General features: G+C 41.0%; 10 protein-coding genes and 1 pseudogene. 4 read left to right on the plus strand and 7 right to left on the minus strand.

Annotated elements, in window-relative coordinates; all coding sequences use genetic code 11:
• Positions 1-35 precede the first annotated feature (35 nt).
• The 5 genes from isiD to V7L20_RS03290 form a co-directional block, all read right to left on the minus strand.
• Positions 36-248, minus strand: a complete 213-nt coding sequence (gene isiD, locus V7L20_RS03270) for a protein IsiD (protein ID WP_229457986.1) — start codon at positions 246-248, stop codon at positions 36-38.
• A 155-nt stretch (positions 249-403) separates the two neighbouring features.
• Positions 404-1,024 (minus strand): alpha/beta hydrolase, encoded by a 621-nt coding sequence (locus V7L20_RS03275; protein WP_334742702.1) that lies wholly within the window; start codon positions 1,022-1,024, stop codon positions 404-406.
• Positions 1,025-1,139: 115 nt separating this feature from the next.
• Entirely contained in the window at positions 1,140-1,889 is a 750-nt protein-coding gene (locus V7L20_RS03280) for an SDR family oxidoreductase (RefSeq protein ID WP_334742694.1), read from the minus strand.
• A gap of 224 nt (positions 1,890-2,113) precedes the next feature.
• A complete protein-coding gene (locus tag V7L20_RS03285) occupies positions 2,114-6,052 on the minus strand; it encodes a helicase-related protein (RefSeq protein ID WP_334742695.1) in 3,939 nt (1,312 codons plus the stop codon).
• Positions 6,052-9,231 carry a hypothetical protein gene (locus V7L20_RS03290; RefSeq protein WP_334742696.1) on the minus strand — a complete coding sequence of 1,060 codons (3,180 nt, stop codon included), beginning with the start codon at positions 9,229-9,231 and terminating at the stop codon, positions 6,052-6,054. The genes V7L20_RS03285 and V7L20_RS03290 overlap by 1 nt, the downstream gene beginning before the upstream one ends.
• A 267-nt stretch (positions 9,232-9,498) precedes the next feature.
• Between V7L20_RS03290 and purH the strand changes: the two genes are divergently transcribed.
• Positions 9,499-11,019, plus strand: a complete 1,521-nt coding sequence (gene purH, locus V7L20_RS03295; protein WP_334742697.1) for a bifunctional phosphoribosylaminoimidazolecarboxamide formyltransferase/IMP cyclohydrolase — start codon at positions 9,499-9,501, stop codon at positions 11,017-11,019.
• Between the two features lie 634 nt (positions 11,020-11,653).
• Here purH and V7L20_RS03300 read toward each other — a convergent pair.
• A pseudogene (locus tag V7L20_RS03300) lies at positions 11,654-11,902 on the minus strand (L,D-transpeptidase); the annotation flags it as partial.
• A gap of 711 nt (positions 11,903-12,613) precedes the next feature.
• Between V7L20_RS03300 and V7L20_RS03305 the strand changes: the two are divergent.
• Positions 12,614-13,018, plus strand: a complete 405-nt coding sequence (locus V7L20_RS03305) for an NIL domain-containing protein (protein WP_292718668.1) — start codon at positions 12,614-12,616, stop codon at positions 13,016-13,018.
• A 131-nt stretch (positions 13,019-13,149) separates the two neighbouring features.
• Here V7L20_RS03305 and V7L20_RS03310 read toward each other — a convergent pair whose 3' ends face one another.
• Positions 13,150-14,217 (minus strand): DUF3616 domain-containing protein, encoded by a 1,068-nt coding sequence (locus V7L20_RS03310; RefSeq protein ID WP_334742698.1) that lies wholly within the window; start codon positions 14,215-14,217, stop codon positions 13,150-13,152.
• Positions 14,218-14,500: 283 nt separating this feature from the next.
• Between V7L20_RS03310 and V7L20_RS03315 the strand changes: the two genes are divergently transcribed.
• Positions 14,501-15,490: a CHAD domain-containing protein gene (locus tag V7L20_RS03315; RefSeq protein ID WP_334742699.1), complete on the plus strand. Its 990-nt coding sequence runs from the start codon at positions 14,501-14,503 to the stop codon at positions 15,488-15,490.
• Between the two features lie 237 nt (positions 15,491-15,727).
• Complete coding sequence (locus V7L20_RS03320; protein ID WP_334742700.1) at positions 15,728-16,777, plus strand: DUF2891 domain-containing protein; 1,050 nt, start codon at positions 15,728-15,730, stop codon at positions 16,775-16,777.
• Positions 16,778-17,027: the final 250 nt, after the last annotated feature.

Raw genomic sequence — 17,027 nt, forward strand, 5'->3', positions numbered from 1 at the left:
AGACAAGGATTAATCGCGTCTCTACTAACTCTCAACTAAGCTTCATCATAGGGTTCCAAGTCTAAGAGGTAGATATAGGGTTCAACTAACTCTGGACGCTGAAATGCGATCGCTCGCAATAGATGCCAATCATTTAAACCCTCAAAAGCATTACTATAATTATCTAGCTCTAGACGTGTAGCCAGTTCTTCTACTTCTGCCACAGTCATGGCAGCAATTTCTTTCTTAGAAATGCTTAGAGTTGTCATAATGCTTGCCCCTCCCTTATCCAGCACTCGCCTTCAGCATGGGTTAAGTTGCGCTCTTTTGCAGCCACCCAATATATATTACTCATTAGAAGTCATTAATTTCGTGAAAATTGTCAGAATTTGTACCATAATTTATAAAAAATTCGTAATCCTGACTAAGCAATTGTATTTACAACGAAATTTCGTAGCACCTCTAACGTTTGTGGATTTATTTCATGCCCCATATCAAATTCGTGGTATTCTACCGCCACTTTTAGAGACTTTAGAGTTTCTCGTGCCTTCAAAGCAGCTTGTAGGGGCACAACTTCATCATATCTCCCGTGGCTGATTAAAGTCGGCGGAATCCCTTTTTGCTCTGCCGTTACTGCATCAGGATGTAAATACCCACTCATGACAGCTAAACCTGCTAGGGGCAATTTTGAGCCGACATCTAAAGTCATTGCCCCGCCTTGAGAAAATCCACTTAAAATGGTGCGTGACAAAGGTACGCCAGTGGTACTTTCTAAAGATTGCAAAAAATTTATTAGCAGTTGCCGACTTTCTGCCAATCCTTTATACATATTCTCCACCTGCAGGTCATACCATGCCCTCCCTACTGTGGAATAGGGATAAGGATAAGGTGCGTTGGGTAGTACAAACTGGTAATCGGGTAAGTTGAGCAAGGGTAACAAAGATGCTACATCCTCAGCATTAGCTCCCCAACCATGCAAAGTGACAATTAAGCCTGCGGGAGGTTGAGAACTTGCTGTAGAAACGTTAATAAATTGTAAAGACAGAGGTCTACTCCTTAAATCCTACTCTTTTAGTAGATCCTATCTCTTGAAGTAGCTCAGTATTAGGAAGCGGATGCCACTTCGACAGAGACACCTACCTTATTAGTGGCTAAACTTTTTACCAAGGTACTGGTTCACCAAGATGAAAAAAGCCACCACTCGGTCCATCGTCAGGGAGCATCGCTAACTTAACGCCCGTTTTTGCCCCTCCTGCGATATCCATCATTGCGCCTTCACCCCCCAATTCAGTTTTCACCCAACCTGGATGAGCGCTATTAATTTTCACAGCAGTATTGCGTAACTCATGGGCTAAATGGATGGTGAATGCGTTGACTGCTGCCTTAGAAGCATTGTAAGCAAATGGTTTAGAGTCATAAATTGGTGAACTTGGAGTAGCATGAAGTGTCAATGAGCCTTCAATACTAGACATATTGACAATTCGACCACTAGGACTGTTTAAAATTAACGGTAGCAGTACTTGAGTTAATTCCACCAAGCCAAAAAAGTTGGTGTTGAATGTCTGTCGAATAATGTTTATTGAAACAGAAGTGGCATTACTGATTAACCAATCGTCATCTAGAAACACACCTGCATTATTAATCAAGATATCCAGTTTACCAAAAGAGTCACTAATCTCTTGAAAAGCAGACTTAATTTGAGTACTGTCAGTTACGTCAAGAGCGATCGCTTCAGTTGAAACTCCTTCATCGTGCAAGTTACTGGCTGCCGTTTTTGCTGCTTCTAAATTCCGAGCTGCGATCAAAATCGTCAATCCATGTTGTCCGAGTTGACGACTCATCTCCAATCCTATACCCTTATTTGCCCCAGTAATCAAGGCTACTTTATTCTTGAGTTCGCTATTTACCATCGCTAGCCACTCCTATTGAATTGAGGATCTACGATGTATTTAAAAACACTATGTTTAAGCTTTGTTTAAATACTGGGTCAATCTTCTCATGAAGTTATAGGCAAGAAAACCTAGAAAAAAGGCTAGGTCTTAGCTAAAAGTGCGAGTCCGTTAGAACAAGCCGTCTGCTTCTGCCAGCAAACCTAGCAAATCGCATCGCTATATAATTCTTAGGTGTGCATAAACTATTTGTTATCTGCTTCATCTTCAAGCAGGATGGTGTTTAGCAGATTCAATTCACTGGATGCCATAAAATAGCGATCGTCAAAAACTGTTTCTAACTGTGTATAAATTCGTCGACCTGCTACAGCTACCCAAGGAAATTCTCGATACTGCGCCACTACAGGTATAATCAAGCCTTGAGGGTTTAGGGAGCGTCCTAAAGCATTTCTCCAAGTTAGGGGGTCTTCTAATTCCTGTTGGCGAATGTCATCTTCTGAGTGTTCATTCCAGAAGTGTGGATAGTCTAGAGGTAAGCCAACAACTATGTTTTGAGTTTTCAACGCCTGAAGTGTTGAGTATTCAAGAACAGATTCCTCCTGTTTCCGAATCAATAGTCTATGGAGTTCCTTCGCCGGACGTTTAAGCTTTGGTGGAAACTTGTTATCTTCGTAAATTCGTTGTAGTAGTGCTAAAAGATTACTGCTATTTTGTTGAATATAAGATTTCCATCCCTCAAAGCTAAATCTTTCCTCAGTTTGGCGATCGCTCCAATCTTCTATCCAGAAAGGGCCAATACAAGTTAATCCATCTGGTATTTGTAGCTCGTGGTTATCTAAAGATGGCAATAACCGACTCGACATTCTAGAAACAGTTTTCACTAACCCTTCCAGGGTTTGGTAATTCACATACGATTTGGCATTCCGATCTGATGCTTGTCCTGTCAAATTCAAGTGCTTAAAAATTTGTTCTGTTAATTTGGCTGCTTTGCTCGCAATAGCTTTTGCTTCTTGAGAGTTATTATCGCGGATAAAAACTTTGGTTTCATGGAGGAAATCTAAGACCTCATCAGACATTAATCTCAACAATTCCTCATCTCCAATTAATCCAACTGGGACAAATGCAATTCGCTTGTACTTGAGTCCAGCATCTCCTTTTATACGAGTGTGAATTGTAGAGCGCAGCATTACCAGCAAAGTCAATAAATCGCTTGACTGACGCAACCATAATCGTTTGCGGTCAATATCTTCTTCAATAATGAAATCATTGATCAGCATGACTAAGCGTCTATCTTTGTAATCTCCAGAAACTTCCATCCCGGTTTCTGGATCTGTATACATTCCTCGACCCCGGTAAATTAATTGCGCGACTTCCATTAAAGCGGCTTCAATATTAAATCGGGGAATTGCTGCAATAATCCAATCTGTTTTTGGGAAGGAAACACCTCTTGCGCCTGAAGAAGTCATCAAGAAAACTCGGATTTGATCGCGTCGTGGTTCTTTTACTAATTCCAATCGCTTATTAGCTGGTACGCTTTGATCCAAAACTGCTACCTGTCCCTTGTTTACCAGAGCATCTTTACCACTGGTCAATTTCTCCTGCAAGTGACGCAGGAAAGCTTTGTCCTGAGCAAAGAAAATTAGCTGCTCTGCTCCCTGTTGTAACCCGCGTTCGATTTCCAAGTAGGCATTCATTAGCAACTGGTCTTCTAATTGCTCTCGAATTGCTTGGCGAATTGTCTGTTTTGTCCCATCACTGGTTAATCCTGGTGTAACAGGAGACAGCCTAATACTATAGTCAATATCGAGTTTTCTGGCGGGGTAACTATTTGTCATGACGTGGAGCGTTGGGTGTCTTCTGGGGCCTACTTTGGTATAAGTGCCTGTCACCCGAAATGGTGCTTCACCTTGACTTTGACTAATTAACACCTTATCAGGGGCGCGATCGCCCGAACTTAGAAAACTATTCAACACAACTTCATTACTCAGTGAGGCATCGGCAACAATCAGAACAATCCTAAACGGAGATGGCGTTGTTTCAAACGGATCAATAAACTGCTGTTGCAGCCATTCTGCTAGCTTATGGACAAAGGGCGCTCCTGCCCCATCGCCAGCGAGTTCGTCTACCATGACGATAATAGTGGGAATTTTGGCGGCAAATGCTGAACGTTCATTTTTTCCCAAGGTAGTATTAGCTGGCTTTGCAAACAACTTGCTGAGGGCATCAACTGTAGTTGATTCGTTAAGCGTTCGATAACCTTGAATCGCAGCAGTTATTACTAGGCGATTAACTCGCGGATTAGCTTCTAGCAATTTTCGGGCAGAGGTTGCTAGGGTACGTAATACGCCAGGGCGATGGGGAGATTCTACGCTATCTTCTCGTTCATTGAGAGAACGTTTAAACCGAGTAGAGGCGACTACATTACAATCAATCTCCTGTTCTTGCTGTGGAGTGAGGAAGAGAATACTGCAATCAGGATGGCTGAGTCTTTCAAAGCCATCGACAACAACAGCACTATCAATACGGCGAAATTGAGATCCGTTTTGCTTAACTTGTTGCTCGTACCACTTAGGAGCTGAAACAATCAAATTGGCATTACTGGTGAGGGTCAATATCCCAGTAGCATTACCGTTGTTTCTGGCAATTTTGTCAGTAACATCCCGATTAATTACCACTCGTGGACTCAAATAAAGAAAGAAGAAGCCTTGAGACTGGTGCTGAAGAAATTGCATCACAGCAGTGGTTTTACCAATCCCAGGATTGCCCTCTAAAGCTATGACATTGATTCTACTTAGTTGAGCAGCATTCAGTCCTGCAACAACTGCTGCTTGGTGAACTTGTCGCAAAGGAATTTTTTCGTTGTCTGGATTTACCTGATTAAGAGCTTGTTCGATTTGTGATTCAGGATTTTCGCCAAAAAAGTCAAATAATGGTTCGTTTTTCTCAACAGCAGCGATCGCCTCAATCTTACTCACTTCATCCATTGGGTTGTAGAATCCCTTGACATTCTCCTGAAATAGAAAGTGAAGATACCCTCCTGGAGTTGGGTTCTCAGCAAGACGCTTTGCTTGTGTTTTGAAATCAGAGGGTAGCGATCGCACTAGCTTATTGAACACCAAACGAATCTCTGTCTCAAGTTCATCAGGTGCATCATCGCTTAGTTTGCGAGCTTGGCGATATGATTCTCCTAATGATTTCATCAGCTTGGCTCTAGGATCTGGTTCTGGTTCCATACCCAGAAAGTGAGCGGCAAGACTTTCAAGACCATTGGATGTTACAGCGATCGCTCTACCACTACAACTTCCTTTTAAGCGCTGATGCGAGTACAGCAGGCGAATCAAGCGCTCAGTGTAGGATGATGCCTGACAGAGCTTGAATAATGGTTTATCTTTACCGCTAAATGCTGATAGATGACTTTCCAGCTTTGATGAAGGTATAAACTCTTCACCCTCAACCTCTGCACAAACCCTAGAGAAGACACCCCGTGATTCAATGTAACGGTAATAGCGATTCATTTCCTCTCGGTGGGGGGCTTCAGTTCTAAAATCTGCTAGTTTTATCGGTGCGTTATACGAGAATTCCAGACAAAGAATTAAGTTATCGATTTTTTTGCGGTTGAGGTCTTTTGATCTGGAGAATAAACCTTTATCTGGTTTAGAAAGTATCAAATCCTCTGTTCGTTTACGGGAAATAGATTCGTCTGATAGCCATAAGATAAAATCAGCTCTGGCGGGTTGTCCTTGGTTTACTAAGTTCTCGTCTGGTTGTCCTGGTAAATTAAAAGCTGCTTGAAATGCTTTTGCTGTTTCTTCTTTTTCCTCATCGCGTTGCATTTCCTGTGTTGGCAGTGTCAATGGACACCAAATTGCTTCCAGCTTTGGTTTACGAATTCCACTGTGTTTGAGACACTCTCGCATTGTTGTCCAACCTAAACCATAACCGAGTACCAGCAGATGACGCAGCATCGTCTCTACCCATTCTTTTGTATTCGGATCTGTCAGCTTGAATACTTTTACCAGTTGGTGGTAGACATCTGCATTCTTCACGGATTGCCAAGGTTGCAGAACCGGATGATCGTCCAAGACCAACTTTTGCTGAATTAAGTGTTGCAGAACACCGCGTTTGACAGCAATTTCAAATACCTGCCCCCAAATGGAAGCCTGTTCTAAAAAAGACAAATCCATCAGTTCCTCCGGTGCAGAACTTGAGAAACGTGGGTGAGTAAGGCAGGATAATTGAGTAATACCTGTCCCTTGCGACGATTATGTAAGATTTTCACCTCTCCAGCCCCTTCTACTGTAGTGGGTGAAATCCAACTGAAGGGGTCAAGGACTGGAATAAGTTGACCTTTTTCAGCTTCGATAAAATGCAATCCCCGCAGTACAGCTATTAAGCAGGGATGAATAGGAGAATTATGTTCTGGATTTATCAAATGTTGACGAGCGCGTTCAGTCCAGTTGATATCGCGGACTTGTCCATCTGATACTAGAAAATAAATGCAAAAACCAGACTGTGGGCGCTGTGTTTCTTGAACAGCAAAAAGTGTGGCAAAAGTATAAACGGGAATCAAATCACGAAAGTATTCTCCGGTAACGGAGCGTTGGAAATATGTATGATCTCTAGCTTGTAAAATTTCAAATGCCGCCTCATTATAACCGCGCTTTTGCAAGCGGGTGGCAGGAAATACATCCCGCACCATTGAGTAAATGTTGAGATCGGGAAAAGTTTCAAAGACTTGTTCTAAAAATTCTTTAGGTATCAAAGAAGAATTGTAATCTGCGGCTCGATTAATTCGGCGATCGCCATAAGCATGAGCCAATAAAATAATGTGCTGACACCCTTGACCTTCTAAGTAATTAATTTCTTCTTGGAGTAAGCGTTGCTTTTTCAACCCTTTTGAAGAATCCAGCACATCAGACTGCATCCGCTCTCTTTTGAGTTCGTAACCTAAAAATGGTTGATTAACTGCTGTTGCAACGTAACTTTGAGTGAGAAAAAGATATCCTTTTTCACCTTTGTCCAAAAAAGTTTCTTCATCACAAGGACGGCTGGCATAAGAAATTAAACCAATCTTGGGTGCTGAATCAGCGCTTGGGGTGCTGATGAAGAGTGGAAATGCACTCAACAGAGCATTAAAAGTGCCGGATTTAGTAAATTTTGCCTTTTGGTCTTGTTGGGCAATATTTTCCAGAGTCAGCCCTTGCATTCTGATAGGAGTATCTTCAGCTAGTATTGCTTCTAAAGTTTGGGCTGCTGCATAAATATAAGCATCACCGCTACTATCATCACTTTGTTTGCCCAATTCTTGCAGCCTCAGCATTAAAGTTGTAAAGTCAACCAATTTGCCGTTATCACCTTGTTGCAATCGTTTGATGATCCGCCACAAACAGCAGTAAACTAGCACAGCAAAGGCAGTAACTACGGCTGCATGATACTGCTTACTTTCTTCAGAACCTTTTGTATCTGGTCGCCGCTTTACGGTGTCAACATCGTATTCCACTATAATTGCGGCTGATAATACCCATCTTGCTGCTTTAGAAGCATTTGGAGAATATTCATAAGTCCATTGACGGTTTTGATCCTTGCGAAAAGAACGAGGAACCCAACAAATTTGCAGGAGTCGCTCTGGTAATGAACGTTGTGCCTGCAATTTACTTGCTGTGCCTTTGGTTATTAAGTCATATTCCGAAAGTTCGGCAGTAACTTCAATTGAAAACAGTAATCCTGATGTGTCTGGTTGTTCGCAAATTTCAATATGTTTGAACCATTCCACCTGTTCGCGGGAACTTTGTTGTGGCCCTACAAGTAAATCTCTTACGCCTTCTTCTGCTCCTATTAGTCGCGTCCATTGAAAGATACCTCTTTTCACACAGATAAACTGTTGAGAGGAACGATGCTGAACTTGAGAAATTACTTTTTGACTCTTGTCACGGACTACGTTCATCAGTGCCGTTTTAATGGAATTCATTACTTTGGCGCGTTCCCGTAATTCCTGTAAAGTCTGGCTAATAGCTGCCTGTCTGCCCGATTTCAGAGTTTCAATGAGTTGAACCACTGTATTAGTTAGTGATTCTTGAGTTAGCGATTCTTCAGCATCTTTGGGAACAACAATAGCTAAAAAGATAAGTTCAGCTAAACGACGACAGATCAACCAAGGTTTTTGTAGGGAAGATTGATCGTTACTTAGTAAGGCTTCTTCAATTTGATCCAGTCGCACTTCAAAAGCGGGTTTGCCCAATTCTGGATTTTGTCCATTGACTCGAAAACGATAGCTTACCTCGCGGTCAACTTGATTTTTAGTCTTTTGCTCGAAGATTTGGGTTTTCCACTCAGGCCAAACAGGCAGACAAGAATAGAATATTACTTTGCTGAGTTCATCTGACAAATCAAATTCCACAGCACTACCGAAATGAGCAGTTAAATCAACGGTATAGCCGACTACTTTAGCGGATGTAACCAAAGTGAGTACTCGATTGACATATTCTGCTAAAAATTTGTATTCTGGTTCATCTTTTGATCTAGCATTGTCTGCGATCGCTTCCATAATCCGAAAGGTAATAGTCAATCGGACTCTAGACAATGCTTCATCGTCTAAAAAATTCAAAAAACGCTGGATTTGACTATATTCTCTATCTTTCTCTGCTTCCAAAGTTGCGATCGCTGAATCAATATCCTCTTCATCGCAGTCAAACTGATTTTCCAGATACTCGGCGACTGCACTACGCATTTGCTCAAAATAATCAGTTCCTTCTACCCGTTCACGTGCGGAAATAACTTTGGCAACAACTTTGTCAGACTTGCTAGGCTTGGTATCTCCTGCTTGAAATTTTATCGGTACGAGGTTAGCAGTGTTGGTTAGATTCTGAAACTTAGTACCTGCACGTATAGCAAGTTGTTTGAGTTGCTTATCAGGATCATTTAACAGCAATGTCAACAATGAACTATCGGAAGGCAATGCAGTTTCTAACGCTTGGTCGATAGCAGCAATTAATTTGTCTATTCCACCGGGTAACTTTGTTGCATTACCATCACTCAAACAGCCACCAATGCGTGACCTATTCCCAAATTCTGGCATTGACAAGTTTTGAATAAATCCACCGCCTCTAACTGGCTTAAAAGCTTCTTGGAAGTCAGGCTGTGTAAATAGCCGACGCAGAATGGCTGAAGTATTTATTCTCAGGCGTTTATTTTGTTTGTCATCAAATTCAAACAGCTGCATCCCTTTAGGGTTTGGCTGGTCGGTATTTGCCTGATTACTGCTAGGAGGAATAGCTTTAGTGAGTAACTCTATGAGTTTAGCAAAGTCAATAGACGGCTTTGGTGAACGTGCATCAACTTGAGCGCCAGTTTCTTTTGAAGGCATATTTTTTCCTTAATTTTCAGTCTTATGACTGCTTCATCTGCTTTAACTTCACTGTTTGGGCAGATGGATTCATCTCTTTTATTAGCTTATATGTGTCATATCTGTCAAGCTAGCCCAAGTTCACACTGAATAATAGTTATCTTCAAGTTCTTGCACAAGCAGTATCCAAACCATTATTTGCCAGTCTTATCAGTATTGAAGTAAACCAAGGCTTATGCAAAACTTGAGATCCTTTGCTTCACAACCTAACATCTGAGGAATTGATCAATGGCGCGTCTAGCCCTGCTGAGTGTATCTAACAAAACTGGTTTAATTGACTTAGCCCGTAGCTTGGTTGAAGAATTCGACTTTGATTTAATCAGCAGTGGGGGAACAGCCCAAGCACTCAAAGATGCGGGACTCCCAGTTACCAAAGTTGCAGATTACACAGGTTCTCCAGAAATTTTAGGTGGCCGAGTCAAAACGCTGCATCCCCGGATTCATGGCGGGATTTTGGCCCGGCGAGATGTTCCCCAAGATATTACAGATTTAGAAAATAACCGAATTCGCCCGATTGATTTAGTGGTGGTGAATTTATATCCTTTCGAGGAAACTATTGCTAAACAAGGGGTGACATTATCTCAAGCTGTTGAGCAAATTGATATCGGTGGTCCTGCTATGCTACGGGCATCATCGAAAAACTTCGCCCATCTGACAGTATTATCTGATCCGGCACAATATGAGGAGTATTTGCAAGAATTGCGGCAAAATAACGGCGAAGCCTCCTTAGAATTTCGGCAAAAGGCTGCTTTAAAAGGATTTTCGCACACTGCTAGTTATGATCAAGCGATCGCATCTTATCTCGCAGGAACACAGCAGCATACCCTTAGCGGCACACAATTGCAATCTCTGCGTTACGGCGAAAACCCCCATCAACCCGCCGCCTGGTATCAAACTGGTACTACCCCAACGGGATGGACAGCCGCTACAAAACTGCAAGGCAAAGAACTTAGTTACAATAACTTAGTTGATTTAGAAGCTGCACGCCGAATTATTGCTGAATTCACTGATACCCCAGCAGCAACGATTATCAAACACACAAATCCCTGTGGTACAGCACTGGGAAGCAGTATTTCTGAAGCTTACCAAAAAGCTTTCAATGCTGATTCTACTTCTGCCTTTGGTGGTATTGTCGCACTCAACCGTCCGATTGATGCGGCAACAGCTAGGGAGTTAATTAAAACATTTTTAGAATGTGTGGTAGCACCAAGTTGTGAAGCCGACGCCCAAGAAATCCTTGGCAAAAAATCTAACGTGCGGGTTTTAACTCTACCTGATTTGAGCAGTGGCCCTAAAGATACAGTGAAAGCGATCGCAGGTGGTTTCCTTGTCCAAGCTAGCGATGACGTGATTGCTGATACCAGTCAATGGCAAATAGTTACCGAACGTCAACCTACACCCGACGAATTAGCCGAATTGCTGTTTGCATGGAAAGTTTGCAAACATGTTAAATCTAATGCCATTGTTGTGACAAGCGATCGCACTACACTAGGAGTAGGTGCTGGTCAAATGAACCGCGTCGGCTCAGTTAAAATTGCCCTAGAACAAGCTGGGGAAAAAGCTAAAGGTGCAATTCTCGCCAGCGATGGATTCTTTCCCTTCGATGATTCTGTGAAAACAGCCGCAGCAGCAGGAATTACAGCCATTGTCCAACCAGGGGGAAGTGTACGCGATAAAGATTCTATCATTGCTGCTAACGAACTGGGTTTGGTAATGGTCTTAACTGGTTTACGTCACTTTTTACACTAAATTAATCACCGCAAGGTGTACAGTTTAGAAAGTGTCACACGAAATACTCGCTTTTTGATTTAATTAATGATATGTTTTAATCGTGTGTGAGGAGCAAGTTAAAAGTAAAAAGCGTTTGGGGTGGAAACACGGCAACACTCCCAAGCGCTTTTTAATTTGTCAGAAAGTGGGTTGCTTGTGCAATTTCAAAAGTGTCACACAACTTACTTGCTATTTGGTTGAAGTAATGATATGTTTTGTGTGTGTGAGGAGCAAGTTGAGAATAAAAAATGCCTGGGGTGGAAACACGGCAACACTCCCAGGCATTTTTTAATTTATATAGAAATATAAAAATTGGATTGTAGGTGCAGTTTTGAAAGTGTCACTCAATATACTCACCTTTTAATAGAAGCAGTGATATTATCTAATTGTGTGAGGAGCAAGTTAAAAATAAAAGGCGTTTGGGGTGGAAACACGGCAACACTCCCAAGCGCTTTTTAATTAGTATGCAGAGAAAAGTCCTTACAGATTCGCTGGAATTATTGAAATAATCACCTCAAGTCCAAAATCCAGTCAACCCCACTTACAATCAGAAATCTAGGTACAAATCAATCGGCTGACTCAACAAATTCAGTTCATCATCGAGATTGACCAATTATCGCACTACAATAACTGCTGTTCCCAGACTTACGTGATCGAATAATTCTTTCACATCGTTGTTGTACATCCGAATACAACCGTGTGAGGTAGCCTTACCAACTGAATCAGGATTAGGCGTACCGTGAAAGCCAACCCAATTTTTACCGTTTGTCCAAAATCCAATCCAGTATTTGCCAAGTGGGTTTTCAGGATTTCCTCCTGGGATAGCCTTACCTGTAAAAGGGTTTATCCAAATAGGGTTTTCAACATTGTACGGACTTATGCTACTAAGCAATTTTCTGAAATCTAGAAAAAGCTTTTTCTATTTTTCAACTACAACATATATTTTCAGCAAAAGTATCGAAATATATGTTGTTTATTAACTAACAAATTAACTAAAATAATTTCCTTGTTCTTCTGCCTTAAGTCTAATCTAATGTTAAATTAGCTCGTGATATTTTCAACAGTATTTGTTTAGTTTTTTAAATCAATCTAATACCTTAGATATAGTTTTAATATATTACTTTATTGAAAATATTAAAATTTTAAAGTGCATTAACATAAATTTGTAAATAACACAATTATTTATGGATATAGTTAAATTCACCTTGCTGTCACTCTGACTTGTCAGAGTATCTGGAAAATCTCTTTCCTTAAAGGAGAAAGACTTTAAATATTCCCCTTCCTGTGTCGGGAGGGGAATTAGGTTTTCGCTGGTTTTTCCAGATAGCGTGAAAAGTACAAGCATTTAACTCGTCATCCTCTACAACTAAAATTTTCACGTTAAAAGCTTTCCAAGTTAAAATGGATACAATAGGTAACAAGTAATAAACTTAAATTGCAAAATTAATTACAGTGCGTTTGAAGTAATTAAACCACACCATTCCCTACTCGTTATATTCTCTAACTGAGTAATTATCTTTCGAGCCATAAAACTCCCAATTCGCTACAACAGAAAAAATCTTCTGCTAAACCTGTGAAAAAACGAGTAACGCTTACCTTCCCGAAACGCGCCGTACAAATGCCAGTCACTTACGTACTGGCCAAAGAGTTCAACGTCGCCGCTAATATTATCCGTGCCCAAGTAGCCCCAAATCAAATTGGCAAACTGGTAGTGGAACTATCAGGAGATATCGATCAATTAGATGCAGCGATCGAGTGGATGCGATCGCGCCATGTTAATGTTTCTTATACCTTAGGCGAAATTGCGATCGACGAGGATGTGTGTGTCCACTGTGGATTGTGTACTGGGGTTTGTCCTACCGAAGCCCTCACCCTCCACCCAGAGACATACAAACTCACATTCACGCGATCGCGTTGTATCGTCTGCGAACAGTGTATCCCCACCTGTCCTGTACAAGCAATCTCCACTAACCTTTAATAATCCAAAATCTAAAATCGTTCGATGGTTCCTAAGCGAAGTCGTAAAGCCTGCGGCATAGCTACGCTTAGGGCGCAGCCTAAGAAGAGATGGACTGAGCGTAGCCGAAATCTAAAATCCCAAAATTCATATTATCCCAGCTTAAACACATCCGCTATTACACCACTATCACCCACCAATCTAGTTGTTGCTGGAGAGTCATAAACTACTAATAGCGAAGGTATACCAGCTACATCCTGAAAAAGCGTCATTCCTTCAGCATGGTCTTCCCGATTTCCATAGGGAATATCTTGTACAAAATCTGGATTGCTGAAGACATTTTCTCGCAAGTTAACACCATTTATCCAACGATAAACTTGCACCGGGCCATCTAAATCCATCGTTGGTCCAGCTAAAATCAACAAATCATTTCCATCTACACATAAATCTCGAATTCCCAAACCATTTAACCAGATAAAATGCTTTTTATATAACTCATTCGCTTCTCCAATTTGCCATAGTTTTAGAAATCCAGGACTAGAATCTTCTAACTCAATTTCCAGAATAACAGCCCAACCCCGCAATACAGGGCCACGCAAACCCAAAAAAATCCTGTTTTGATAAATGCCTATTCCTTCAATATCAAAGCCGTTATCTTTTCCTGCAATTCCAGCCCTGATAAATAAGCCTAAATGTGCGTCATCTGCTAAAGCTGTCATTAGCAAATTACCCTGGTTCGTCACCTCTAGTTTAGCAGCCTTCAATTCTATATTTGGATTTTGGGGGTGTGGGCAAGATGAGAATAACTTACCGTCTATCAAAGGAATCCTTCCTAAAAGGTAACGGTTGGGTTCTGATTCAATTTTGGTCAACCTTTTAAAGTTTTGTGAATCTGTTTTATCGGGTCTAGGTTTTTTACGTTTGTAACTATGAGAACCAACAAACCATAAGTAATAATCTGTGTAAGCAAGTCCTTCTATATCAATTTCTTGGTCTTCTGGCACAGGTAAATTGATAAATTCTGCTACCCGAAATTGTTGATGATCTGTAAATTTATCACTATTAACCAAAGAGAGACGTTCAATAGTTGAAGTTTCATCTGACCCCAGCCATAAATATTTATGGTGTGTTAGCAGCAACGCTGATAAGTCTTCCCTATGTTGTTTAAAATTATCTACAAAACTCAATAAAACTTGATTGAGAAAATTGGATTGTGACATGTTTTGATTTTAGAAGGATTAATGATGTTATCATAATAAATGATTTAAAATTATGCTAAATATTATTATAAGCTATTGTACATATAAAATTACGAAAGTTAAATTACTCTTTAGACCTCTGATAGATATTAGATATTTCTCTAATCTAAGAGGATGCAAGTATTAATGCTCATCAGCATACTTTATAATACTCATTGAACAAAAATATCAAAAGTAGATACAAATTTTTAACTAATGTTATTATTCAATAAACTTATGAGGTTATTGAATAATAACATCAATTATGAAACTAGCCACACAACCCACGGTAAAAACTCTAGGAGACTACGCCTACCAAGCAATTGAAAAACACTTTAAGAAAACCTTGAAGTGGGAAAAATCAGTAAAGAAAGATGAAGATCCAGAAGCATTGCACCAAATGCGAGTGGGAATGCGTCGCTTACGAACATCTGTAACTAGCTTTGGGCTAGCGGTAGATGTGCCAAAACCAGTCAACGATAAAAATATTGGTAAAATAGCCCGTCGTCTTGGTAGTCTAAGAGATTTAGACGTACTTAAAGAAAGTTTGGAAAACAATTACAAACCAAACTTACCCTGCAAAGAGCAAGAATCTCTACAAACAGCTTTCAACGCTTTAGCTAAACAACGTGAAGACGTACTATCAAATGTGCAGAAAACGTTAAAAGATGAATCTTACAAGTCTCTAAAAGATGCATTAGATAAATGGTTAGAGAAACCTAGTTATCAAGCGTTGGCATGTTTTGCCATTCAGCAGGTACTACCAGATTTACTTTTACCAGAAGTAAGTAGCTTTTTACTGCATCCGGGTTGGCTAGTTGGCACTCAATTTGTGGAATCAGAAGTGAAAATACAGAAAAACTGGAAACCAGAAAAGATAGAAAAACAATTGACAACAGAAGGTGAAATTCTTCACAGTTTGCGAAAAGAAGCTAAACGTCTACGCTACCAGATGGAGTTATTTTCTGAGTTATATGGCGACTCTTACGCAGCTTATCTTACAGAAGTCAAAAATATCCAAGAAATTTTGGGTACGATGCAAGATAGTGCAGTCTTAACTGACTGGCTTACAGATGTCTTCAAGTCAGAAATCCAAACTGAACTACCTACCCTTGCTACTTTGTTAACTCAAAATCGCTACCAGTCGTGGCAGAAGTGGCAACCCTTGCAAGAACGGTATCTGAAAGCTGAAACTAAGCATAGCTTTCATTTAACAATACTGCACCCGCTTTCAGGAGTAATAGTGAGCGGGTAAGGGTTGAGGGTCGCTCCTCGTTCCTCCCCTAAGAACTGTGCGTGACACGGCAATAAAGCGGGAGGATAATCCACACCGCTTTTTGCCTCATTAATGCAAGATTTAGTCTCGGTTATCACTTCGTACAACGGATTTATGGGTTGAGGAAAGCAGAACGTAAGACTGAGAAATTGATAATTTTGAATACTTCGACAAGCTCAGTACAAGTTTTGAATTTTGACTTTGGAGCGAAGCGACGTGACCATACCACCCGATAATTTGGAGATTAATGAAACGACTGCGGTACAATTTGCTCAATTGGTGCTGGATTGTATCGGGCGAGAGTATCCCAACAGTGGTCTGTATTGGGTTGATAGCGACGAGGATATAAAACCACCGCGTGAATTGACTCCTGCTTTTTATGGCTGCTTAGATTGGCATTCAGCCGTACATGGTCACTGGTTACTGGTACGTCTGATGCGTCACTTTCCTGAAGCCTCCTTCAATGCAGCCTCAAAGCAAGCACTTGAGCAAAGCCTAACACCTGAGAAAATTCAAGGAGAAATTGCCCATTTCCAACGGCTACCCTTTTTTGAATTTCCTTATGGTGTGGCATGGTTTCTACAACTGGCTGGGGAACTTCACGAGTGGAATCATGCTCAAGCCAAAGAATGGCGGGTTGTATTGGAACCGCTAGAAAAGTTGATTACAGGTAACTTACACCGTTGGATTGACGCACTCAAACTTCCCAATCGCACAGGGATGCATGGCCAAACAGCTTTTGCACTTGGTTTGATGCTGGATTGGGCACAAATTACCGAAAATGCTGAGTTTATTCAGTTAATAGAGAACAAGGCACGGCAATTTTATCTCAGCGATCGCAATTATTCCTTACAATTCGAGCCGCTTGGCTACGATTTTCTCTCTCCTGGACTTGCTGAAGCAGACCTGATGCGGCGAGTTTTGCCAACAACAGCTTTCACTGACTGGCTGACCGATTTTCTTCCACAAATACCCATTGAAAATTCAGCAAATTGGTTACAACCACCCGAAGTAGATAATCCTAAAGATTATATGCAAGCCCACTTCTGGGGTCTTAATCTCAGTCGTGCTTGGATGCTTGAGGGGATCATTTCTGGATTGCCAAATAGCGATCGCCGCATAGAAACACTTCGCTCTGCTGCCCTTTACCATCGTCAGCATGGACTAGCAGATATTATAAGTGAACATTATGCAGCTAGTCACTGGGTAGGAACTTTTGCTGTTTACCTCCTAACAAATCGTGGCTTGCAAAGGCAAATTGTTTAAACAGCCTGGGCAATCTAAGCTTGACTTTATCCATTTTTTGGCAACTATCAATTTGACGCTGAAACCTTTGTGTTACGGTAGTTTTACTTTTTCGATATTATAGACAGTTGAGCCTTTTTACTCGGCAGTTGAGCCTTTTTACTCGGCAGTTGAGTCTTTTTACTCGACAGTTGAGCCTTTTTACTCGACAGTTGAGCCTTTTTACTCGACAGTTGAGCCTTTTTACTCGACAGTTGAGCCTTTTTACTCG

Origin of the sequence: Nostoc sp., assembly GCF_036916735.1 — a bacterium.
Taxonomy (GTDB): Bacteria; Cyanobacteriota; Cyanobacteriia; order Cyanobacteriales; family Nostocaceae; genus Nostoc.